General features: G+C 63.6%; 21 protein-coding genes, 1 tRNA gene and 1 pseudogene. 10 read left to right on the forward strand and 13 right to left on the reverse strand.

The features are described 5' to 3' along the window. Positions 1 to 4 precede the first annotated feature (4 nt). A complete protein-coding gene (locus DF200_RS01055; RefSeq protein ID WP_241520065.1) occupies positions 5 to 1,888 on the forward strand; it encodes an FtsK/SpoIIIE domain-containing protein in 1,884 nt (627 codons plus the stop codon). Positions 1,889 to 1,954: 66 nt separating this feature from the next. Next, on the forward strand, positions 1,955 to 2,233 hold the full coding sequence (locus DF200_RS01060) for a WhiB family transcriptional regulator (RefSeq protein ID WP_093961469.1): 279 nt from the start codon (positions 1,955 to 1,957) through the stop codon (positions 2,231 to 2,233). 139 nt (positions 2,234 to 2,372) lie between these two features. Here the strand turns inward: DF200_RS01060 and DF200_RS01065 are convergent, their stop codons facing one another. Then, positions 2,373 to 3,857, reverse strand: a complete 1,485-nt coding sequence (locus tag DF200_RS01065; RefSeq protein ID WP_109136438.1) for a sensor histidine kinase — start codon at positions 3,855 to 3,857, stop codon at positions 2,373 to 2,375. A 172-nt stretch (positions 3,858 to 4,029) separates the two neighbouring features. Here DF200_RS01065 and trhA point away from each other — a divergent pair, with 172 nt between their 5' ends. After that, positions 4,030 to 4,926 (forward strand): PAQR family membrane homeostasis protein TrhA, encoded by an 897-nt coding sequence (gene trhA / locus DF200_RS01070; protein ID WP_109136439.1) that lies wholly within the window; start codon positions 4,030 to 4,032, stop codon positions 4,924 to 4,926. 85 nt (positions 4,927 to 5,011) lie between these two features. On the opposite strand, the gene DF200_RS01075 is transcribed toward trhA, so the two are convergent. The 4 genes from DF200_RS01075 to DF200_RS11055 all read right to left on the reverse strand — a co-directional run bounded on the left by DF200_RS01075 (position 5,012) and on the right by DF200_RS11055 (position 7,105). After that, complete coding sequence (locus DF200_RS01075) at positions 5,012 to 5,500, reverse strand: GreA/GreB family elongation factor (protein ID WP_109136440.1); 489 nt, start codon at positions 5,498 to 5,500, stop codon at positions 5,012 to 5,014. A gap of 56 nt (positions 5,501 to 5,556) precedes the next feature. Beyond that, positions 5,557 to 5,967 carry an FKBP-type peptidyl-prolyl cis-trans isomerase gene (locus DF200_RS01080; protein WP_109136441.1) on the reverse strand — a complete coding sequence of 137 codons (411 nt, stop codon included), beginning with the start codon at positions 5,965 to 5,967 and terminating at the stop codon, positions 5,557 to 5,559. 129 nt (positions 5,968 to 6,096) lie between these two features. Beyond that, entirely contained in the window at positions 6,097 to 6,696 is a 600-nt protein-coding gene (locus DF200_RS01085) for a 4-hydroxybenzoate polyprenyltransferase (RefSeq protein WP_146191971.1), read from the reverse strand. 76 nt (positions 6,697 to 6,772) lie between these two features. Beyond that, a complete protein-coding gene (locus DF200_RS11055; protein WP_241520066.1) occupies positions 6,773 to 7,105 on the reverse strand; it encodes a hypothetical protein in 333 nt (110 codons plus the stop codon). A 68-nt stretch (positions 7,106 to 7,173) separates the two neighbouring features. On the opposite strand from DF200_RS11055, the gene DF200_RS11060 reads away from it, so the two are divergent. The 7 genes from DF200_RS11060 (at position 7,174) to DF200_RS01130 (ending at position 12,590) form a co-directional block, all read left to right on the forward strand. Beyond that, on the forward strand, positions 7,174 to 8,121 hold the full coding sequence (locus tag DF200_RS11060) for a VG15 protein (protein WP_241520067.1): 948 nt from the start codon (positions 7,174 to 7,176) through the stop codon (positions 8,119 to 8,121). A 360-nt stretch (positions 8,122 to 8,481) separates the two neighbouring features. Continuing rightward, a complete protein-coding gene (locus DF200_RS01105) occupies positions 8,482 to 9,006 on the forward strand; it encodes a guided entry of tail-anchored proteins factor 1 (RefSeq protein ID WP_109136444.1) in 525 nt (174 codons plus the stop codon). Then, complete coding sequence (locus tag DF200_RS01110; RefSeq protein WP_109136445.1) at positions 8,988 to 10,436, forward strand: phage portal protein; 1,449 nt, start codon at positions 8,988 to 8,990, stop codon at positions 10,434 to 10,436. Before DF200_RS01105 ends, DF200_RS01110 begins: the two co-directional genes overlap by 19 nt. Then, positions 10,421 to 10,708 (forward strand): hypothetical protein, encoded by a 288-nt coding sequence (locus DF200_RS01115; protein WP_146191972.1) that lies wholly within the window; start codon positions 10,421 to 10,423, stop codon positions 10,706 to 10,708. Before DF200_RS01110 ends, DF200_RS01115 begins: the two co-directional genes overlap by 16 nt. Further along, complete coding sequence (locus tag DF200_RS01120; protein ID WP_439098301.1) at positions 10,635 to 11,855, forward strand: VG15 protein; 1,221 nt, start codon at positions 10,635 to 10,637, stop codon at positions 11,853 to 11,855. Before DF200_RS01115 ends, DF200_RS01120 begins: the two co-directional genes overlap by 74 nt. Further along, entirely contained in the window at positions 11,852 to 12,100 is a 249-nt protein-coding gene (locus DF200_RS01125) for a hypothetical protein (protein ID WP_109136448.1), read from the forward strand. Before DF200_RS01120 ends, DF200_RS01125 begins: the two co-directional genes overlap by 4 nt. 91 nt (positions 12,101 to 12,191) lie before the next feature. After that, complete coding sequence (locus DF200_RS01130) at positions 12,192 to 12,590, forward strand: hypothetical protein (protein WP_109136449.1); 399 nt, start codon at positions 12,192 to 12,194, stop codon at positions 12,588 to 12,590. 643 nt (positions 12,591 to 13,233) lie between these two features. On the opposite strand, the gene DF200_RS01135 is transcribed toward DF200_RS01130, so the two are convergent. The 8 genes and pseudogenes from DF200_RS01135 to mfd all read right to left on the reverse strand — a co-directional run. Then, positions 13,234 to 13,313 (reverse strand) — tRNA-Leu (locus DF200_RS01135). 55 nt (positions 13,314 to 13,368) lie between these two features. Beyond that, positions 13,369 to 14,382, reverse strand: coding sequence for a Ppx/GppA phosphatase family protein (locus DF200_RS01140; protein WP_109136450.1), 1,014 nt, complete (start codon positions 14,380 to 14,382; stop codon positions 13,369 to 13,371). Further along, on the reverse strand, positions 14,379 to 14,996 hold the full coding sequence (locus tag DF200_RS01145) for a DUF501 domain-containing protein (protein ID WP_109136451.1): 618 nt from the start codon (positions 14,994 to 14,996) through the stop codon (positions 14,379 to 14,381). The genes DF200_RS01140 and DF200_RS01145 overlap by 4 nt, the downstream gene beginning before the upstream one ends. After that, positions 14,993 to 15,640 carry an FtsB family cell division protein gene (locus tag DF200_RS01150; protein ID WP_109136481.1) on the reverse strand — a complete coding sequence of 216 codons (648 nt, stop codon included), beginning with the start codon at positions 15,638 to 15,640 and terminating at the stop codon, positions 14,993 to 14,995. The genes DF200_RS01145 and DF200_RS01150 overlap by 4 nt, the downstream gene beginning before the upstream one ends. 99 nt (positions 15,641 to 15,739) lie before the next feature. Then, a complete protein-coding gene (gene eno, locus DF200_RS01155; protein ID WP_109136452.1) occupies positions 15,740 to 17,038 on the reverse strand; it encodes a phosphopyruvate hydratase in 1,299 nt (432 codons plus the stop codon). A gap of 146 nt (positions 17,039 to 17,184) precedes the next feature. Further along, on the reverse strand, positions 17,185 to 18,024 hold the full coding sequence (locus tag DF200_RS01160) for an aminotransferase class IV (RefSeq protein WP_241520068.1): 840 nt from the start codon (positions 18,022 to 18,024) through the stop codon (positions 17,185 to 17,187). Then, positions 18,017 to 19,042: an anthranilate synthase component I family protein gene (locus DF200_RS01165; RefSeq protein WP_241520069.1), complete on the reverse strand. Its 1,026-nt coding sequence runs from the start codon at positions 19,040 to 19,042 to the stop codon at positions 18,017 to 18,019. Before DF200_RS01165 ends, DF200_RS01160 begins: the two co-directional genes overlap by 8 nt. A gap of 438 nt (positions 19,043 to 19,480) precedes the next feature. Further along, positions 19,481 to 22,900: pseudogene (mfd, locus tag DF200_RS01170) on the reverse strand (transcription-repair coupling factor); the annotation flags it as partial. Positions 22,901 to 23,006 lie beyond the last annotated feature (106 nt).

Below are 23,006 nucleotides of genomic sequence, written 5' to 3' on the forward strand. Positions count from 1 at the left end.
AGGCATGACGACGAAACGACATCCGGACGGAACGACGCTGTTTCTCATATCCATGGCCGCACCGGTGGCCGGGCAGGCGATGATGCTGCTGTTCATGCTCGCGGAACGCCGATGGATGTTCATCGGCCTGATAGTCCCGGGACTCATCGGCTGTCTGGCGTCGGCAATCGGCGCGGTCTCGGCGAGACGGCGTGACGGCCGACCTCCGGACCCCAGTGGGACGGCGCCGTCGACGGACATGGATTCACATGAGAGGGAGAGGGAACGCCAGGCCCTGTACGCCGAGGATGCCATCTCCCTAGAACACCTGCTCGGCCTCGCGACATACGACGCCGGCGATATATGGCGCGTCGTCTCACGACGATGGGACCGGACCATGGAGACGCGGTCGGGCCCGGGGCGTGGGAGCGGCCCATCCCTCCATGAGATACCGGTCGGCATCGGCCCCGGCGGGCGTCCGACGGCCATCGATCTTCCACGTTCCGGCCCCCATGCGCTGGTGGCGGGAACCACGGGGTCCGGCAAATCCGTATTCCTGCAGTCCTGGTGTCTGGCCCTCGCCCTCCGGTTTCCTCCGAGCATGGTGAACTTCGTCTTCCTGGATTTCAAGGGAGGGGCGGCGTTCCAACCCCTTCATCGGCTCCCCCACACCGTGGGCTTCGTCTCCGACCTCAGTCTGGACCACGCGGTGCGCGCCCTCCGGTCCATAGAGCTGGAGCTGAAACGCCGCGAGCATCTGGTGGCGATGCACCATGCGGCGGACACCGACGGGCTGCCGGAGCCCCCTCCACGGCTCATCGTGGTCATCGACGAGTTCCACGCGCTTCGTCAGCAGCTGCCGGACTATATGACGCAGCTGGTGGCTCTGGCGTCGCTCGGCAGGTCGCTGGGCATGCACCTCATCGCGTGCACGCAGAACCCCATGGGGCAGGTCGGCAACGACATGAAGGCGAACATCGGGCTCAACATATGCCTGAGGGTTCGTGACTCCCTGCAATCGTCGGAACTGCTCGGAACCGCGGACGCGGCGTCGATCAGTCCCGGTCATCCAGGCGTGGGATACGTCCATGACGGCGAGGCGCGCACCGTGTTCCGCTGCTCGCCGCCGCGTTCCGCCACCACGTTGACGACGGGATGCGTGCGTGCGGCGAGGTTCCTCGGGCAGTCCGCCGTCGAGCCGCTGTTCTCTCCTCCGCTGCCACGACATGCGCCGATACCGGCTGCGGACATGACCGACCGTCATGTCCGCGACCCGTTGGATGCGGTCCCGCTCGGGCTCATGGATTCAGGGGTCCGTACGCTTCCGCTGGAACTTTCGCTGCATTTGGGCAACGTGGCCATCGTCGGGGCCGTGGGACGGGGGAAGACCTCCATACTACGTCTGATCGGCGATCAGCTGCGAAGCCGTATGGGAGCGGAGATCACATGGGTCGTAAGAATGCCCGGAGGAGGCTATCGGAAGAACACCACCGTCACTGCCGCCCGGCCTTCGGACGCGATGACCGCCGGCGTCCCCCCGGCCGCGCCGCGCCGCATATGGCTTGTGGACGATGCGGACGATCTGCTTGATCCGTTGTGCGACGACCCCCTGCATGCGGATTTCATGGAAGCCGTAGGCTCCCCGAGGTGCCTGACGGTGTTCGCCCTCGGCTCATCGCGACATCTGCGATTTCCCGAGCATTGCGCCGTGCGCATCGTGTTCCCGACGGGAGACCGCACCGCCGATATGATGGCCGGAATCCCATCGTCGACGTTGTCGATGCTGGGCGTGGACGATGCCTCCATCCCCGGTCGGGCGGTGATGCTCGCGCATTCGAGGGCGTTCCCTATCCAATGCTATGCGCCACCCGACGGCGATCCCGTTGGTGACGGGGAAATTACCTCTTGAAAAGTCGTGGTATTCGTGGTTTGCTCTTACATAAGAGTTGTATTTCATCTGGGATCGAGGACACATATGAGCAGTGCATATGATTGGCGCGCGAAGGCGGCTTGCCGGGACAAGGACCCGGAGCTGTTCTTCCCCGTGGGCAACACCGGTGCCGCATATCAGCAGATCGAGGAGGCCAAGGCCGTCTGCAGAACCTGCAAGGTCATTGACGCATGCCTGAAGTGCGCCATGGACACCAATCAGGATTATGGCGTATGGGGCGGCCTCAGCGAGGATGAGCGTCGCGCCCTGAAGCGTCGCGCGATGAGGGCGAGGCGCTCGGCCGCATTGCAGATGCAGGCGTGAACCCCGATGCCCGTCATGGGCAGCGGGCCATTGGCGGGATTCGTTCGTGACGGCGCGTCATGCACCGACGAAAGAGGGTCCGACGGCAAGGATGTCGTCGGACCCTCTTTCATTGTTTTAGGCCGTCTGGCCGGTGGCGTCATTGCGCGGCGCGAAGCTTCATGTCGAGCACCACCCTGGTGCCGCCGTCCCGGCGGGGCTCCCATCGCACGGAGCCGCCGAAATCGTTGGTCACGAAGGTGTTGATGATCTGCGTTCCCAGCCCGGAGCCGCTGGAGCGGGCCATGCCCTGATCGGACTCCGACGTGTACCCGATGCCGTCGTCCTCCACGACCACGTTGAGGTTGTTGCCGCCGCGGCCGACGGAAATCCACACGTTGCCCTCGGTCCTCCCCTGGAATCCATGCTCCACGGCGTTGGTGACCAGTTCGGTGAGCACCAGGGACAGGGGCGTGGCGTCCTGCGCCGGCATCATGCCGAACTTGCCCAGATACGAGATGTGGATATGCTGCTCCTTGCTGGTCGCCAAATCCACGCTCATGCGCAGCAGGTCGGAGATGACCTTGTCGAAGTCCACGATCTCGTCTGCGGTCTGGCTCAGTCCCTCATGAACGACGGCGATGGTCTCCACACGGCGCATGGCCTCTTCGAGTTCCGCCTTGACCTCCGGGGATTTCGTACGACGGGCCTGGAGGCGGAGCAGGGCCGAAACCGCCTGCAGGTTGTTCTTCACACGATGATGGATCTCGGCGATGGCGACGTCCTTGGTCTCCAGCTCCTTCTCGCGCCTGCACAGCTCGGTCACGTCGCGACACAGCACGACGGCGCCGGTGCGTCGTCCGTGGTCGTCGTAGAACGGCAGCGACCGCATCGACACCGTGGACCGGTCGGCGTTGATCTCGGAGTCCACGGCGGCCTTGCCGGCCAGCACGAGAGGCAGGGTCTCCGGCAGGATGTCGTTCTCGTGGATCAGCGACGTGCCGATTTCGGAAAGGTACTTGCCTTCCATCACCTCGACCGAGCCAAGACGGCGGAAGCAGCTGATGGCGTTCGGCGAGGCATACTCCACCACACCGTCCTCGGACAGGACGATGAATCCGTCGGACACGCGGGCGTTGTGCCGCTGGTTGAGGATCGCGTCATGATACGGGAACGTGCCAGCGGGAATCATCTCGAACAGCTTCTTGCCGGCCGCGATGCTTTCGGATTCGAAACGGCCGTTCAGCATACGCGTCGCCATGTTCGTCTCCCGCACCACAACGCCGAGGACCTTGCCGTTGCGGCGCACGGGGGCGTACACGTCGCATACCGTGGTGTTGCCGACCGCGCGGTAGTGGTCGAGGCGGGAGATGCGCTGCTCACTCATGGTCTTGGAGATGGCACGGGCGTCCTCCCCTTCCACGACGGTGCCGACCATGTCGTCGAAGCGCACCGACATCACCGTGGACGGACGGCACTGCCCAGCCACGACGAATTCGCCCGAGGGGGACGGCAGAACCAGCATCAGGTCGGCGAAGCTCAGGTCGGCGATGACCTGCCAGTCGGCAACGAGATGATGAAGCCATTCGCGATCCACGTCATCGAAATCAGGATTATCCGCTACGAGATGAGAAAAATCAGCCATGGTTTTATGCTAGCGGTTGGAACGGAAAAACATCGGCCCGCGACACGGGGGCGCTATGACGCCCATCAATTGACACCGTTGCTACGGAAGCGTAAGTTACGGTAACGTAGGCATAGCGGTTCGTCCGCCGCCCGAGACTATACGCCGCATTTCACGACAAAGAGGTGATCGCATGACGGAATCCCCCACAGCCGGTCCCGTGAAGACGACCGACAACCAGCAGGCGGCGCAGTTGGAAAAGACCCGGCAGGCAGTCCGGAAAGCCTATCTCAAGGACCGTCAGGCCAAGGCGGACGAGATACGGGCCCATGCCAAGGCCAAGGCGGAGCGCGTGATCGCCCGCGGGGAGCTCAGGGCCCGACAGGTCGAGAACAAGGCTCTGGGCATACGCCGGGTGCGGCTGGACGTGCATGGGCGTCCGAAACCACTGCTGCGCGGATGGATACACGCCGTCGCGACCCCGCTCGCCCTGGCCGCCGGCATCGTGCTCATCTGCCTCTCCCCCACCGCCCAGCTCAAATGGGCGTGCGCCGCATTCATGACATGCTCCCTGATCCTCTTCGGCAACTCCGCCTGCTATCATCTCGGGGACTGGTCCCCCAAGGTGACCGACGTACTGCGTCGCATAGACCATGTGAACATATTCCTGCTCATCGCCGGCACATACACACCGGTGTCGTTCGCGCTCGAACCGTTCTGGAGAAACATCATCCTCACCGGCATATGGGTCTGCACCCTCATCGCGCTTCTGATCCACGTGTTCTGGATCACCGCGCCGCGCTGGCTGTACACCATCGTCTACATCGTGTTCGGGGTCTCCGGTGCGGCCTATCTCGGCCTGTTCTGGGAATCGCCCTCCGCAGGACCAGTAGTGGTGTGGCTGATCGTCGCCGGAGGCATCTGCTACATCGCGGGCGCCATAGTCTACGGACTGCGCAGGCCGGACCCCTGGCCCAGGGTGTTCGGATTCCACGAGATCTTCCATTGCGGCACTGTCGCCGGCTACGCCTGCCACATGGTCGCGATCTACTTCGTCATCGTCAGCCTGATGACCTCGTCCGCAGCCTGAGGCCCCGCGTATGCGGCAGAAGGCCGGTGCATGGGTTTTCTCCCATGCACCGGCCTTCTTCATGCATTCACGATCACGAACCGATTCACGATTCGGACGGCAACGGCTCCGCCTCCTTGACGGTCACCTGAATATCACGGCCGTTGGGGGCCTTGTAGCTCACCGTGTCGCCTTGTTTGGCACCGAGGATCGCGGCACCGATCGGGGACTCAGGGCTGATGATCTCGTAATGCGTGGCGACGGACAGGTCACGCGGCCCGAGCACATACTGCATCTCGTTGCCCATCACGTCAAGCGTGACCAGCGAGCCGTTGCCGACCTCGCCGGCGGGGGGCGCCTGCAGGATCTTGGCGCGACGGAGCTTGACGGTCAGTTCGTCGATACGGCCCTGGTTCTTTCGCTGGGCCTCGCGGGCGGCCTGGTATCCGCCGTTCTCGCTCAGATCCCCCTCCGCGCGGGCGGCCGCGACCTTGGCGATGATCTCCTCGCGAATCGGCCCCTGACGGCGCTCAAGTTCGCTTTTCAGCTCGTTGTAGGCCTCTTGGGTCAGCAACAGCGGCTTCTCTTCAGCCATTATGACCTCCTATAAGCGGGAATGGTCCACATTCCCGAATCGTTGGAAAACCCGTCTCAGCGGGTGGAAATGATATCGATGACGAACACCAGCGTATCCGTGCCTCCGATGCCGGCCTGCGGAACGCCGCGGGAGCCATAGCCGTATTCCGGCGGGATTGAGACCACCAGACGGGAGCCGACATTGTGCCCGGGAACGGTCTGGTCCCAACCCTTGATGACCTGGCCGACGCCGATGCCGAAGCTGGCCGGGCTGTGACGCTCGAAACTGGAGTCGAACGGCGTCTGCTTGCCCCAGACCACACCATGGTAGTTCACGGTGACCGTATCCCCCTTACGGACGACGGGACCGTCTCCCTCCACGATCTCAACGCTTTTCAGGCCCTTCGGAGCCTCGGGGGTCGGGAACTCGATCCGCGGCGCGGCCCCGAACTCGGCATTGACCGAAGGCATGGTCGATTCGCTCATCAGCACTCCTCACATCATGGTTGGTTACGTCTGGCGAACGGTTACGCCCGACAGGCACATATGACGTTTAAATTTATACGTTCCTTGCGACAGTTTCAAGCCATGTTCACGCAACGCGACCATACGATTCTAATGCAGACGCGCATAGAACTGCCAGAGGAAGAACGCGCCGAACGCGGCGAGGACGAAGACGACGACGGCCAGGACGACGCATACGGTGCGGCGCCTCGCCAACTGCGGACCGCAGATCACGGCGAGCAGGAACGACACCATTCCGATGACCGCGCAGTTGAAGCCAATGGCCCACACATCCCCGGACGTCAGCAAGGCGAGCTTCGCCGGACCGAGGATGGAGTTCATGAACGTCGGATACAGCAGGCCGCCCCAGACACCGAACGATGCGGCGCCGACGACGCCATACGTGAGTGGCACCAGCCTCCCCGAGAAGTTGTGGGATAGATTGTCGGCGAGCCACAGGAACGCGAAACCCAGTATGAGGACGAACACCACCGCCAGCAGGCATGCGAGCATCGCCCACGGGACGAGGGCGAATGCCCCGCCCGACAGGCTGATGACCATGGGCGCGCAGACGATCTCGCAGACGCACATCGTCACGGCCATGACGACGCCCTGAGCCGCCATCAGCGGCACCGTTCCGGAATCCTCCCGCATGGTCGAGGCATCCGTGACGGCCCTGGTCTCATGATTCATATGGTTGTCTTGAGTCATGCGCATCATCATGCCACGGGTTTCGAAAATCGATGTTACCGATATCCCGGGTCGGACAGAGACGGAACGACGTGACTCACGTTTTTGGGCGCGTAATGGTTGATGGTGCCTCATCGGAAATGAGCGCGAACGGTACCGGCCGTGTACTGCCGGAAGGCAGGGTCGGGCAGCCGAAACGGTATTCGGAGCAGTCGCCCGTGCCGCGGGCGAATACCTGCCTCGCTTCCGTGAGGCGGAGATCGGCGACGCCGGCGGCATCGAGGTGGGAGTGCCGCGCTTCGACCGTCGGCAGGCGGGGGAGCGTTTCGACTGGCTGGGCGCGACGAATGTGCTGTGGCACATCGCCATGGGTGACACCATGGGTGCGGCCTATGAGGCGGCGCGTGGCCTGTTCCTCGGTGTCTTCCACGAGGCCGTGCTGACCGGCGGACGCACGACCATCGAGCATTGGGCCGAGAAGGACACGCGGGCCATCGGATGGCGGCGCGTCCCTGCGCGTTCTGTGCGATGCTCGTCACCCGCGGCCCCGTGTACACGAGCGCCGCGAAAGCGGGGTTGAGCGCCAGGACCGGCAAGAAGTACCATCCGCATTGCGGGTGCACCGTCGAGGTCGTGTACGACGATTGGCGGCCCACCGAGAAGGAACGGCAGTGGATCGACGACTACTACCGGGCCGCCGAAAGCCTGCCCAAGGGCGAGCCGCGCACGCAGGAGACCGTCTTGCCCATCCTGCGGCGCAACGGGGCGTTCCGCGACTCCAAGACCCGGCGGAGCACGCCCGAAGCGCTCGGCGAACGTCGCAAGGCATACGCCGAGAAGAAGGCGGAGATCGACCGGAAACGCGCAGCCACCCTCGCCGAGGCGTTGGGCAGTAGAGGAGCCCCCATGGGTATCGAAGACGCGGACCGCGGCAATGCGAATCCCGGTTATTGGTCCGGCAACGGCGAGTATGGCAGGAACTGCCAGTCATGTGTACCTGCCTACGAGATGCGCCGTCGTGGCTATGACGTTATCGCGCTGCCTCTATCCGAAGATAACTCCACACAAATGGCGATTCGATCGGACACGACCCTTACCTGGCGTAACCCCGACACCGGCCGCCACCCCACGCTCTTCCACATGCATGGACGCGACGCCACCTCCACCGAGCGACGCATTGCCGGACGCATCAAGCCGGGACAACGCTACGCCATGCACTTTGGTTGGAAAGGCAAGAATAATGGGCATATCGTGGTTGTGGAGCGCGTCCCGACAAAAGGTTCACCTATAATCGTCGTAGATTCGCAGAAGGGTCGTATATGGAAACTCCATGAGTATCTTCATGGCAGAGACATCGACTACTCGACGCTAGGCATCTACAGAATCGACAATCTGGAACTGGAAGCCAACGCAGCGGCCAGCCTCATGAGAGCGAGGACACCATGAAGTCTCTGTCCCAACTGGTTGAGTCCGCGGAAGCATCCGCCAGATCACACGGAGATCGTATCGGCAAGCCGCTTGGCGTACGCAATGGTCTTCTCTACTTCGACGCCACTTGGCATCACCTCGACGGAGGCTTCATGGGTTCCCCCTATGGCTATGCCGTGGATATGGAGACGGGAAAGGCACGTCCATGCAACCGCGACGAGCAAGAAGAGATGGAGCTTCGCTCCTTCTATGCATCCCTTAGCCCTGTCCCTGACTAGTCAAAATCCGACATCACCATTCTTTCTTTTTGTGTAAAGCCATCCACATCCGTGGGTGGCTTTTCTTATGCCCGCAGGACGGGCGGAAAGGAACACCATCATGGCCGACGAGAACATCGAAGACCAGAACCAGGAAAACGGCGATACCGGCGAGAATATGCCGTCCGACGCGGACGGCGGGCAGAAGCCGCCGTGGGAGCGCGACGGCGAGGAGTTCAACCCGGAGAAGGCGTGGAAGCTCATCGAGAACCTTCGCGCCGACAATACGAAGCTCAGGACCGCGAACGAAACAGCCAACACCAGGCTGCGCGAGTTCGAGGACGCGAAACTCACCGAACAGGAAAAGCTGCAGCGCGACCTGAAAGAGACGCGCGAACAGCTCGCATCCGTCAGCACCGCGAAGGCGTGGGCCGAGGCCCGCGCGAAGTATCCGCAACTGACGGACGAGGACCTCGACCTCATCGGCGCAGGCACGCCGGACGAGATCGCATCCAAGGCCGCGAAGCTCGCGGCACGCATCCCCGTGCAGGACCCGGCGGACGCGGCACGTGCGGGTGATCGTCACGAAACGCAACCCCAACAGACGACAGGAGGTGATGGTCTGACATGGCCGACTACTCGATAGCGTCCGGCACCCCCTGCCTCAACACCGCCGTCTCCCGGATCGGCCGCATCAGGGGCGTGCCGGACGACGACATGCGTACCATCCGCCGTCTGTTGAAGGTGTGGCGCGACCACTACGCGCGCAACCTCCTGCGCAGCGCGTTCTACGACGGCAAGCAACGGTTCAACAACCTGGGCATATCCATCCCGAACGTCGTGGCGGCCAAGGCCGGCGTCGTGGTCGGCTGGCCGCAGAAAAGCGTGCGCGCCCTGGCGGACAAAAGCGTGTTCGAGGGGTTCGAGACGCCCGACGGCGACCCGGACGGCATCGGCCGAATCGTTACGGACAACGCGCTGACCGACACGATGGGCGAGGCCATCATCAGCTGCTACAAGCACTCCTGCTCGTTCCTGACCATCGACTACGACCCCGACGACCCGTCGGGCGAACGCATCCTCGTCACCCCGCGTTCGGCGGACTGGTCGAGCGCGATATGGGACAACACGCGCCACCGGATCGCCGCGGCCCTGACCATCACCGACAACGACCAGTACGGGAACATGACCGCGTTCAACGCGTGGCTTCCCGGCCGCAACTACGCATGCCGGCATGAGGCGGGCGGCTGGAAGGCGGAGCGTCAGGACAACCGGCTGGACCGGGTCTCGGTGGTGCCCATCGTCCACGACCGGGGCGACCGGCCGTTCGGCCACAGCCGTATCAACCGCACGCTGATGAACCTGACCGACATGGCCATGCGCACCATGGTGCGCATGGAGGCGTCCGCCGAGTTCTACTCGGTGCCGAAGATCTGGTTCCTCGGCCTCAACAGGGACGCGTTCAGCAAGGACACGTGGAGCAGTCTCGTGTCGAGCATCAACGCCGTGAGCCGCGACGAGAACGGGGACGTCCCCTCGCTCCAGCAGGTCACGCAGGCGAGCATGCAGCCGCACGGCGACATGCTCGAGACCATCGCCATGCTTGCCAGCGCCGAAACCGGCATCCCGGCCGAACAGCTCGGCATCCGCCTGACCAACCCGACCAGCGCGGAGGCATTGGCCGCGGCCGAGGACCAGCTGACCCGGATCGCGGACCGGCAGAACCGCGCGTTCGGCGTCCAGCTGATGAACGCGATGAGCATGGCCGTCCAGCTGCGCGACAACACGCCCGACCCGCCCGACCTGTCGGGCATACGGCCATTGTGGGCTCCCACCCGCGTCGTGTCCGAGGCAGCGCGCGCCGACTACTACACGAAGGTCGCCGGAGCCAATCCCGCGTGGGCCGACAGCGACGTGGGGTTGAGCAAACTCGGCCTGAGCGCCGACGAGCTCAGGAGCTTCCGCGCCTACCAGCAGCGCATGAAGGCGCAACGCAGCATCGAGGCCGCTCAAGGCTCGCACACTGCAACCCCAGCAGCAACAGTCGGAGGTGACCGCGAATGGCGACAGCAATGAACGATCTGCCGGCCGGCCGGGACCTCAAACGGCTGCTGGAACAGGCGCAGAAGGACTACCAGGACAACCTGACTAACCTGACCGACGCGGCCACCGACGAGATCGAGACCACCATCCAGCGCGGCGACATCGATCTCAAGGAGCTCGTCAGCGAGTACGCGCGACGCCAGCCAGCTGGCGAACGACTACTACGACCAATTGCGCGGCCTGTGGGCGGAACAGTCCAGCGAACCGATGCCCGAGTTCCTGCACGACAAGCTGGTCGACCCTGAGCGTGTGCTCTGGCAGGTCGAGCACGGGTTCGGCAACACGGACTTCAACGGCCTGACCTACAAGCAGGTCATGGAAGGCCGCGCCCGGTCCGGCGTGACCATCGACGACCTGTGGCCGGATCTGTCGAACGTGGATGATGCGCAGCAGTTCATCGCCGACATGATCCACACGGCCGGGCGTCTCACCATGCAACGCAACATCAAACTCGACCCCACCCGGCCGAAATGGGCGCGCGTGTGCGGATCCGCGAAACCGTGCGCGTTCTGCGTCATGCTCGCATCCCGAGGCTTCGCCTACAACAGCCAGGAGACCGCCGACTTCGGCAGTGGTTTCCACGACGGCCACTGCCACTGCACGGTCGTGCCCAGCTGGGGCAGGGACGAGACCATCCTCGCCAAACAAGCCCAATGGAAGACCATGTACAAGGATTCCGTCAAGGCGATGGGCACGACGGCCAAGAGAAAAGGCAAAAGCAAGGAATACTACAGCCAGCTGCTCGCCGCCATGCGCCGCCTCTACGCCGACAGGCTCAGCGACGGCGTCACGCCTGTTCCCAACATCCGATGGAGCCACAAGACCATCAGACCCACCGCCGACGAACTGGCGAGGCTGTCCGACTTCACTGTGCGTATGCCATGGGACACGTACACACCCGAACAGAAGCGGAAAGCGCTACGCGGGTGGACGGACGGCACATTCAAGGAAACCAACAAGGCCTTATACGGTCAGATTCCTATGACCGACACCATCCGGGAACGCATAGACATCCTGGACGAGGCCATGAGCGACCACTGGACACAGAGACAATTCACTGTTGACCGACTCATGCCATTGAGCACGTTCGAGTTGTCAACCGTCGAAGATGCTTTCGACCTCGTGACAGGAAAGGTCTATAACCATCCCGGATACATGGCTACGTCACTGCTTGACGGAGGTGTACTCGCAGACCGGAGTCTTGACCGGATCGCCACCCGTATCCTTGTCCCGCCCGGTAGCAGCGCAGTCTATCTCCAGCCAATCAGCAAGGCGAAGAAGCGACAGGAGGAAGTGCTTCTCGCCCGGAAGGGCCGGCTGCAAATAGAAGGAGTGGAAATCACGAAGCAGGGACCTATGGTGTTCGTCCGACTGGTAGACTGGGCGTTATGAGCAGCAACCCTTTCGATGATGAGGAATACGACCGTTTTGTATTCCACCCCGGAGACCTGATTGAGGTGACCGATCCTGAGGAGGTTGCTTCCCTATGCGAGAAAACCGGCATTTATCCATACCCGGAGGAAAAACAAGCATGGATAAGCGAAGAGGGTAAGGCTCGGTATCGCCAAGGACTTCCGGTGTCCACTTTCGATCTGGCCGATGAATATGATCGGCTCAAAGCGCAGGGAAAGCTATAACGTCAACTGCGCTCCAGGTTTTTAACCACCCGCATGGGTGGTTTTTTTATGCCCGGAACGGGCCCCATCATCAACCATTAGGAGGAACCATATGGCCGAGGAAGCCAACAGCAACGCCGACCAGTCGCAGGACGCGCCGAAGCCGCACGGCGAGCAGCAGCCTACGGATTGGGAGGCGAAGTACCGCGAGACGCTGGCCCATTCACGCAAGTGGGAGCAGCGTGCCAAGGACAACAGCGCTGCCGCCGCGGAACTGGAGAAGCTCAAGGAATCAAGCCTGAGCGAAGCGGAGAGGACGGCCAAGCGCCTCAAGGCCCTTGAGTCCGAGAACGCGGCCATGAAGGCGGAGAGGCAGCATGCCGAATGGGCGGCGTGTTCAAGAATGATACGAAGTTCACGAAGGACAACTGTCTCCGATACGGCCTCTGGCGGGCGAACCGCGTCAAGGCCATGCGCGCGCACGACTTCACTCGATCACCGCTCGACCTGATACCGCCTCCCACTTCCACGCCTGATTATTCAAGTCAGCGACCGCGCTCATATTCCGAGGAGGACGTGAACCGCATCGTCAAGGAGCGTCTGGCACGGGAACGCGCCAAGCACGCCGATGCAGGTCTTCCGTCCGTACGCCCGGCTTGATCAGGCGCGCAGCACCGAGGCTTCCGGCAGGGGGCCTGTACATCCCTGTTCCATTCCGTACAGGCCCCACCCAACCACCACACGGAAACCAGCCATCGTGCCGAACACCACGGTTGACGTGACCAGCGGAAATAGCGACGATTGGGGACATCCGCACCGCTCACGGCAACCTCGATATTATCGGTATTGCGGCATAACGCCAGATACCACACAGGTACCATGAAATCCGTGACCTCTCGTAGGACTCTTTAGAGAGAGAATATGCATTCTTTGCATTGTCATTAGAATTTCAACGTTTCCGGGTATCGGTGTGAGGGTGGAACGCTTGGGAGAGTAAGCGTTCGTGCCGGGATCCGTGGGCATTTTTTGGGCACGATTTTATCAGAATCAGCCATAATCACCCATGATTAGCCATAATGAATCCTATTGACGAATAAGCCGAAAACCGTTGTGCCAGTAGGCGTTTTCTGCTATATCAAGCCATTCCCGAAAAGTGCCCCCGGTGGGACTCGAACCCACAAGCCGAAGCGGCCGATTTTAAGTCGGCTGCGTATACCAATTCCGCCACGGAGGCATGTCGGCGAAATGCCGACCTGGCTATTATGCCATGAGCCGGGACCGTCCGTCGATCAACGCCGTCCCATGGTGCGCCGCCCCAGATCGAGGACGATGCCGTCAAGCAGCCCGTGCTCGCTGGTCACGTAGGATTGCAGACGTCGGCCGGAACGTTCGAGGACCGACTGTCGAACACGGTCGAGCACCCGGTCCCAGACGAGGGCGCCCCCGCCGATCACGTCGATGCGTCCCGGGTGGATGACCCGGTATCCGGCCCGTTCGGCGCGGGTCATGCGCAGTATGCGGTCGCAGGTGGCGCGCGCATCGTCGATGTCGACGACGGCGCCGTCGACGGCGTCCCTGTCGTATTCCCTCAATCCCATCGAAAGGCCGCTCATGGTCGTAACGGTGCCGGAAACACCGATGAGGGTGCCGGTCAATCCGGCCGGGACCTTTGCGAACGCCTCGTCGATATGCCGATCGATGTCCTCCGACGCCTGCGCTATCTGCTCATCGGTCGGCGGATCGGACGTCAGATGCCGTTCGCTCATACGCACCGAGCCGATGTTCATGGAAAACGCGGCAGACACCCGATCCACCGGCACCGCTTCGCCATCCCCTCCGACTACCATCTCCGTCGATCCCCCGCCGAGGTCGACGACCATGTACGGGGCGGGTGGCATCGCATCGGAGCTCCTCTGCGATTCAAGCACCGATGTGGCGCCGAGGAAACTCAACGACGCCTCCTCGGTTCCGGGAATCACGTCGGGGCGCACGCCCAGCCGCCGTTCGATCTCGTTTTCGAACTCCTCCCGGTTCTCGGCGTCGCGAGTAGCGGACGTGGCGACGAAACGCAGCGCATCCACTGGATGCTCCCGCAACACGCCGGCGAATTCGTCGACGGCCCGGTAGGTGCGTTCCAAGGCCTCATCATCGAAACGATGCGTCTTGTCGACGTCCTGGCCAAGACGAACCACGCGCATGATGCGCGGCACCGTAACCGTCATGCCCGACTCGTTCACCTCGGCGACCATGAGCCGAATAGAATTGGTTCCGCAGTCGACTCCCGCAACCGTGACCGACGTCATACGACCTTCCCCTTTCCTGATTCCCCGGCCGGATTCCCGATCTCATCACGACGTATCGAGCATCGGCATATGTTCGGGGCGAACTCCCCGGCGATCTCGTCGAGGACGGCGTCCCCGATGGGATTGACTCCACGCCCCATGACCAGCGACTGGCCGACCAAGGCATGCAGGCATTTGACCCTGACCGGCATGCCTCCGGCACTGATTCCCTCGATGTGATCCTCCGAATCCCCCAGACGCACGGCAAGGGCATGGCGGAACGCCAGATACAGACGATGAGCCCGCTCATACGCGGAGCGAAGACCACTGTCCTCCTGCACCTGACGCGTGTATTCCGCCATCCGCCCGGCGGCCTCCAGCCTGGAGACGGCCTTGACCGCCTCGGGACTGGTGAGATAGCAGGTGGTGGGGAACGGCGTCCTGCCATCCACCAAAGGACGGGTGATCACGGCAAGGGGGTTTCCGCATGGGCAGCGCGCGCCCACCGCCACCATGCCGCGGGGGAACCGGCCAAGCTCGCGGCGCACGATCTCAACATCGCCTTGGTCAAGTGGACGGACGAGCCGCTCGTCCAGAACGTCGCGCATCAGTCGGATATCGTCGTCGTTGGTCATTGACCTTCCTTTGTATCTGTATTTGCGGTGCCGCCGTTTTCCGCGGTGCCGCCATTGCTGTCTTCCGCGCTGTTGCCGTCAGTCTTGCCACTGCGGGAAGAACCGTCTTCGGATGCCGCGGCAGGACGCTTGTCGGCCTTGCCGAAGGCGGAGAACATATCCCTGTACCAGGGCAGCGTCTGCTCGCTCGATGGAGAAGACCCGCCCTGATTCTCGGCATCGGTGGTCTTGCCCGTGACGGCCTCCGGATGCAGTATCCTCACCGACCGCTCCCCCGGGAACACGAATCCCAGACGTTCACGCGCCTGGGCGGTGACATAGGCGTCATCGTCCCACCGTTCGATGTCGTTGTCGAGCTTCGCTTTTTTTGCGATGAGCTGGGATTCCTGATTACGCAACGCATTAAGCTCAGCGAGGTTCAACGCATATGTATGGAACGTGGAGATCAGCTGGATGGAGCCGAGCACCACGATGATCAACGCAACGAAGAACGTGATGGGGGCGACGGACGCACGACGCGATCTTGCGGGAACCGTGGAGCCCGCAGACCTTCGCGAGGGTTTTCCCGCACCGGAAGCGCCCTTCCGGACTCTCTCGCCCTTGGCTCTCTTGGTGCCTTTGCCGTTCGCATCCCTTGTACCCATAGACATGAAAATACCCGCCACATTCGACTTGATCGCGAACATGACGGGTATCGTCACCGCTTGTTCAAACGGGCATCATCCGGCGGACGCCGGAAGGGCTCACTTGGCGATGTACTTCTTGCAGGCCTTGAAGGCGCTGTAGCCGGCGTACTGAGCGGTGGAGCCGAGCTCCTCCTCGATCTCAAGCAGGCGGTTGTACTTGGCGACGCGCTCGCCACGGGCCGGGGCACCGGTCTTGATCTGACGGGTGTTCTTGGCGACGGCGAGGTCGGCGATGGTGGTGTCCGGGGTCTCGCCGGAACGGTGGGAGACCATGGAGGTGAAGCCGTTCGCGGTGGCCAGCTCGATGGCGTCGAGGGTCTCGGTGACGGAGCCGATCTGGTTGAGCTTGACCAGCAGGGAGTTGGCGGCGCCCAGATCGATGCCCTTCTGCAGGCGCTTCGGGTTGGTGACGAGAAGGTCGTCGCCGACGAACTGCAGACGGTCGCCGAGCTTGGCGGTGATCTTCGCCCAGTCTTCCCAGCCCTCTTCCTGGTACGGGTCCTCGATGGAGACAATCGGGTACTCGTCGACGAGCTTCTCGTAGAAGTCGAGCATGTACTCGGCGTCGCGGTCGTCACCCTCGAAGTGGTACTTGCCGGTCTCCTTGTTGTAGAACTCGGAGGAGGCGACGTCGAGGGAGATGCCGATCTGCTTGCCGGGCTCGTAGCCGGCGGCGGAGATGGCGTCCATGATGTAGTTCAGGGAGTCCTTGTTGGACTTCATCTTCGGAGCGAAGCCGCCCTCGTCGCCGAGGCCGGTGTTCAGGCCTTCCTTCTTCAGGACGTTCTTGAGGGTGTGGTAGACCTCGACGCCGGCCTGCAGGGCCTCGGAGTAGGTGTCGAAGCCGTACGGGGAGATCATGTACTCCTGGATGTCGGTGGCGAAGTCGGCGTGGGCGCCGCCGTTCATGATGTTCATGTTCGGGACCGGCAGGATGTGGCCGTTGGTGCCGCCGATGTAGCGGTACAGCGGCAGGTCCGCGGACTCCGCGGAGGCGTACAGGGCGGCCAAGGAGACGCCGAGGATGGCGTTGGCGCCGAGCTTGCCCTTGTTCGGGGTGCCGTCGAGTTCGATCATGACATCGTCGAGGGCGCGCTGATCGGAGGCATCCATGCCGATGACCTTCGGAGCGATGACCTCGTTCACGGCCTTGACCGCGTTGAGAACGCCCTTGCCGCCGTAGACGGACTTGTCGCCGTCACGACGCTCCCAAGCCTCGGCCTCGCCAGTGGAGGCGCCGGAGGGAACGAGGCCCAGACCCTGGGCACCGTCCTCGGTGTCGAGGACGACCTCAACGGTCGGGTTGCCACGGGAATCAAGGATCTGGCGTGCGTACACGCTTTCAATTGCTGCCACAACTTCTCCTTAAGACAAATGTGTTGTGCTGACAGAGTATAAGAATAATGCCTTTTATGGACGACGCCCAGATTTGCCGTGCAAGTGTCGCCAGAGAACCGACAATTTCATCCCCCGTGACCGGTTTGTTCATGTTTGCGCTCACATCATTCGTTTGCGAAGCGCGCGTACTCCTCCATGAGCCGACGCGAGACCGGACCGACGGAAAACCCGACGGGTCCGATGCCCGTCACCGGGCGAACGCCCATCAGCGCGTTGGTGGCGAATACCTCGTCCCACCGCTCCGGAGCGGGCGGGACGTCGCCGTCGGAGGCTGCCCCGCGAACGCCGGAAGCCTCTATGCGGGTCCTGGCCACCGTCCGTCGTTCGCACACCCAATGCCGTACCGTCCCGGGCAGCAGACCGCATTCGTCGGCCGGTGTGTATATGGCCCCATCGCGGACGAAGAACAGGTTGGCGTTGGTGGTCTCGCAGATCTCGCCCCTCGTGTTCGTGAATACGGCGCCGTCAAGACCCGCTGCCTTGGCGCGTCGTGTCTCGAGGATGTTGTCGCCCTGGTTGAGGGTCTTGTGGAAGGTGAGCGGGGAGCGCTCGTTGCGCCATGCACGGCACCATCCGAGTCTGAGCGTCCGGCAGTCCGGCCATGCGTCGTAGGGATTGGGTCGATGCGTCAGCGTCAGGACGCCGTCCGAGGCGATGACCTTCAGCGCGCAGGACGCCCATAGCGCGGGGGCTTTGTCCCGAAGGAGCCGCAACCGTCCGTCGATGCGGTCGAGGATGTCCCTGTCGTCCGGTTCGGGCGCGCCGACCGCTCTGCATCCGCGATGGAGACGCTCGATGTGTCTGTCGAGCATGACGGCGCGTCCGTTCCGGACCGCGATGGTCTCGAACGCACCGAGCCCGAACTGGTAACCCTCTCCCGGGGTCCCACCGGGAAAGACGGGAGCGCTGTTGCCGTGCCCGTCAGGCTTCGTCATGTCAATCATGCCATCGGCCTTTCGTGTCGCATCCGAGGGCGTCGAGGAGGGCCTCGGCCTTCTGCATCGCCTCGTCGTATTCGGCGTCGGGGTCGGATTCGATGGTGATGCCGCCGCCGGCACCGATGATGTATTCCCCTCCCATGTCGGAGGGGCCGGCATGGGTCGCCGACCGTATGAGGATGTTGAGGTCGCAGTCGCCGCCGAAGCCGACGTATCCGAGGGAGCCGGTGTACGCGCCCCTCGCCGACCGCTCGTATCGGTCGATGAGCTGCATGACGCGTAGTTTCGGCGCGCCTGTGATGGATCCTCCCGGGGACATCGCCTCGATGGCGTCCTCGACCATATGCCTCGGGGAGAGATCGGCCTCGACGGTGGAGATGAGATGGTGGACGTGGGCGAAGCTGTGGATCTCCGCGAAGGCCGGAGTGGTCAGCGTCCCGGGAATACAGACGCGGCTGAGGTCGTTGCGTTCGAGATCGGTGACCATGAGCAGTTCACCGTGGTCCTTGCCGGATCGTTCGAGCTCGGTTCGATTCCGGCGGTCCCGGGCCGGGTCCGCGCCCCGGGGTCTGGTCCCTTTGATGGGCTCGGTGACGACGTGCCCGTCGCGGCAGCGAAGGAACCGTTCGGGAGAGGAGCTGACAATCTGCCAGTCGCCTCCGTTCACGTATCCGGCGAACGGGGCCGGATTGCTCCGTGCGAGGCGGAGGAACAGTTCGAGTGGCGTGGTCGGGCTCGTCACAGTCATGCGCAACGAATAGTTGGCCACATAGGCGTCGCCGTCGCGCATATGGTCTCGCAGGTGTTCCACTCCACGGACGTAGGATGTCCTGTCGTGGTCGCACGTCCAGACGGCTTCGTCGGGACGGCTCGTCCAGACGGAGCCGGTGGATGCCGGCGAGCGCCATATCGCGGGGATGCTTCCGTGCCCGCCGCGCCGGTGGTGGGAGACGAGCAGCGTTCTGTGGTCGCGGCGGTCCTCGATGAGGACGTCGTCGAAGTCCCACCATGCGGCGTCGGGCATGGTCCGTCCCCCCCCCTGTGGTGTGACGCGGCCGGATTCCGTGGCGTCTCAGGCAGTCGTTGTAGGAGAGGAACCCCATGACGCCGGATGTGAATGGGGGTGATTCGGAGGGGCTGGCTTCGTTCCCCGTTCGGCATGCGTCGTGTGCGGAGGCGTCGTCGTGGCGGCGGGATTGCGCCGACCATGAGCGGATGGTGTCCAGGGCGTCTGCGTGGGGATGGACCTTGTGCCTCCACGCGTTGGGGCCGTATTGTGACTCGTGGACGGCGTCGCCGTATTGCAGCAGTTGCCGGAACGGATTGACGCCGAGTATGGAGTATTGTCCGTCCGTCTGCGAATCGAGGAGGATCATGGGCTCGCCGGCGGCGTCAAAGGCTGCGGCGACGTCGGCGAGCGCACGGTATGGCCGTAGTTCGGTCACAGTGGTCAGGTGGTGTGTCATGGTCGTTTTCCGGGTGTGTGTTTCCATTCCAGGTCGTCGAGCAGCCGGTTGGTCCAGTCGACGATCCGGTCCGAGTCCATTGCGCCCGACCCCATGGTTCCTTGGAATGGTGCGGGGATCAGATAGGTGTGGGTGACGGGACGGTATTGGATTCCTTTGTAGATGCGTTCGAGGCGCATGGCCACGGATTCCGGCGGGTCGATCTTGCCGACGCGCACGCTGCGTCCCTGCGCCACGATCTCGCTGAGTCCCAGTGAGCGTGCGCGTGCGCGGAGGCGTGCCACGTCGAACAGGGTGTCGAGTTCCTTGGGCGGGTTGCCGTACCGGTCGGTGAGTTCGTCCCGCAGTTCTCTCAGATCGTGTTCGTCCCGGGCTGCGGCCATTTTGCGGTAGGCTTCGAGGCGGAGTTTGTCGGAGTCGATGTATGGTTCGGGTATGGAGGCGTCGACGGGCAGGTCGATGGTGACGGACACGGGTTCGGTGCGTTGTGGTTCCTTGTATTCGGCCACGGCTTCGGAGACCATGCGCACGTACAGGTCGAATCCGACGCCTTCGATGTGGCCGGATTGTTCGCCGCCGAGCAGGTTGCCGGTGCCTCGCAGTTCGAGGTCCTTCATGGCGACGTCGTATCCGGAGCCGAGCGCGGTGTTCTGCGCGATGGTGGCGAGCCGGTCGTGCGCGGTCTGGGTCATCGTCTTGGAGGGGTCGTAGAGGAAGTACGCGTAGGCGCGTTCCCTGCCGCGGCCGACCCTGCCCCGCAGCTGGTGCAGCTGGGAGAGGCCGAATTTGTCGGCGTGGTCGACGATGAGCGTGTTGGCGTTGGAGATATCCAGCCCGGTTTCGATGATGGTGGTGCACAGCAGCACGTCGATGTCACGGTGCCAGAAGTCCCGGATCACGGAGTCGAGTTGCTTCTCCCCCATTTTCCCGTGGGCCACGCCGATGCGGGCCTCGGGCACCAGTTCCCTGATCTTCGCCGAGACGCGTTCGATGTCGCCCACACGGTTGTGGACGTAGAAGACCTGGCCTCCGCGGAGCATCTCCCGACGGATGGCCGCCTTGACCTGGGCGTCCTCGTAGGCGCCCACATAGGTGAGCACGGGGAGACGGTCCTCGGGGGGCGTGGCGAGCGTGGACATCTCCCTGATGCCGGTGACCGCCATTTCCAGGGTTCGTGGAATCGGGGTGGCGGAAAGGCTGAGCACGTCGACGTTCGTGCGCAGCGCCTTGAGTGTCTCCTTGTGTTCGACGCCGAATCGCTGCTCCTCGTCGATGATGACGAGTCCGAGGTCCTTGAACCTGATCTTCGGGTTGAGCAGTTTGTGGGTGCCGATCACCACGTCGACCGTGCCTGCGGCGAGGCCTTCCGTCGTCTCCTTGATCTGCTTGGCCGTCTGGAAGCGGCTCATGGCGGCCACGTTGACGGGGAATCCTTCGAATCGTTCAGTGAAGGTCTCGTAATGCTGCTGCACGAGCAGGGTGGTGGGCACGAGCACGGCCACCTGTTTGGAGTCCTGCACCGCCTTGAATGCCGCGCGCAGGGCGATTTCGGTCTTGCCGAAGCCCACGTCTCCGCAGATGAGGCGGTCCATCGGCACGGGCTTCTCCATGTCGGCCTTGACCTCGTCGATGGTGGTGAGCTGGTCGGCGGTCTCCTGGTAGGGGAAGGCGTCCTCCAGCTCGTGCTGCCATGGGGTGTCGGGGCTGAAGGCGAAGCCTTTGGCCTGCTGCCGCGCGGAATACAGTTTGACCAGGTCCTGCGCGATCTGTTTGACGTGTTTGCGCGCCTTGGCCTTGGTGGCGGCCCAGTCGGACCCGCCGAGCTTGTTGAGCTTCGGTACGTCGGCCCCCACGTATTTGCTGATCTTGTCGAGCTGGTCGGTGGGGATAAACAGCTTGTCCGGCGGTGCCCCTCGTTTCGACGGGGCGTATTCGACGACCAGGTATTCTCTCTGGGATTTCGCGGGGCCTGATCCGATGACGCGTTGCCGCATCTCGACGAATCGTCCGATGCCGTGCTGGTCGTGGACGATGTAGTCGCCGGCCTTGAGCTCCACCAGGTCGATGGCCCTGCGCCGGCGTTTCGGCGTCTTTGTGTGGACGGCGACGCCGGATTTTCCGGTCAGGTCCCGTTCGGTGAGCAATGCGACGCCGGAGGCCTTGTCGACGAATCCGTCCGAAGCACAGGACGGGACATACCGTATGTCGGAGACGCCTATCTGCGACAGCGCCCGGCGCAGTCGCGACAGTGTGCCGTTGGCCGCCGCGGTGACCGTCACGGACAGTCCCGCGGACACCAGCCCCTGGATGCCTTTGGCCGCTTTGTCCTCCACGCCGCGGTATTCCTCGGGGGCGACGGCGCCGAGCTGTACATGGCCGTCGATCGAGTCGTCCACGCCGAAGCCGGTGATCCTCCACACGGCGTCGCAGCCGGATTCCAGGGAGCCCGTGGTCCGTCCGTAGTCGAGGAAGCTCGCCCCGTCGAAGCTGATGGGCGCGCCCTCGCCGTGGCCCGACGCCGCCACATGCCAGCTGGCCGCGAGGAATTCGTCCGCGGTCCTGTTGAGGTCCTCGCTGACCCGGCGCAGCCGTTCGGGCTCGTCCAGCAACACCAGGGAGTGTTTCGGCAGCATGGAGGCGACCGGCACAAGGTCGTCGACGAGCGCGGGCATGAGCGATTCCATGCCTTCGACGGGAATGCCCTGCGCGATGGATTCCAGCATGTCGTGCGCGTTGGGTATCCGGTCGGCCAACCGTCCGGCGCGTTCACGCACCTCGTCGGTCAGCTGGAGCTCCCGGCAGGGTGTCGCCCAGACGGTGCCGATGGCGTCGCCGTAGGTGCGCTGGTCGGAGGCGTGGAACTCCCTGATGGAGTCGATCTCGTCTCCGAAGAACTCGATGCGCACGGGATGCGCCGCCGTGGGAGGGAACACGTCCAGGATGCCGCCGCGTACGGCGAACTCGCCGCGGTCCATGACCAGCTCGGCGCGCGTGTAGGCGTTCCGCACCAGTCTGCGCACCGCGTCGTCGAGGGAGATCTCCGCACCGGAGGAGAAGACGAGCGGCTCCACGTCCCCGAGTCCCCGCACCACTGGCTGTATCAGCGAGCGGACCGGCATGACGAGGATGCGGACGGGACCGAACATCGGCGAGCCGGGTTCGGGATGGGCGAGGCGGCGGAAGACCGCCATCCGGCCTGCCACGGTGTCGGAGCGCGGGGAGAGCCGTTCGTGGGGAAGCGTCTCCCACGCCTGCAGCATGGCGATGTCGCCGGGGTCGCCGCCGTACCATGAACGCAGGGACCGCACGCGTTCCTCGGCGTCACGGCCGGAGGGGACCACCATCACCACGGTCGAGTCCGGTGCGTTTTCGGCCAGGGCGACGGCAAGCGCGGGCCGGATGCCGGCCGGCGCGCCGATGGTCAGGCGGGAGCCTCCGCCGCTGTGCGGCGCGCCGCCCCTCCGACGCCGGACGCCGGCGGCCCCGGCGAGTCGTGCCAGCCGGCCGTGCAGGGTGCCGGCG

This window comes from Bifidobacterium catulorum (assembly GCF_003129925.1).
Taxonomy (GTDB): domain Bacteria; phylum Actinomycetota; class Actinomycetes; order Actinomycetales; family Bifidobacteriaceae; genus Galliscardovia; species Galliscardovia catulorum.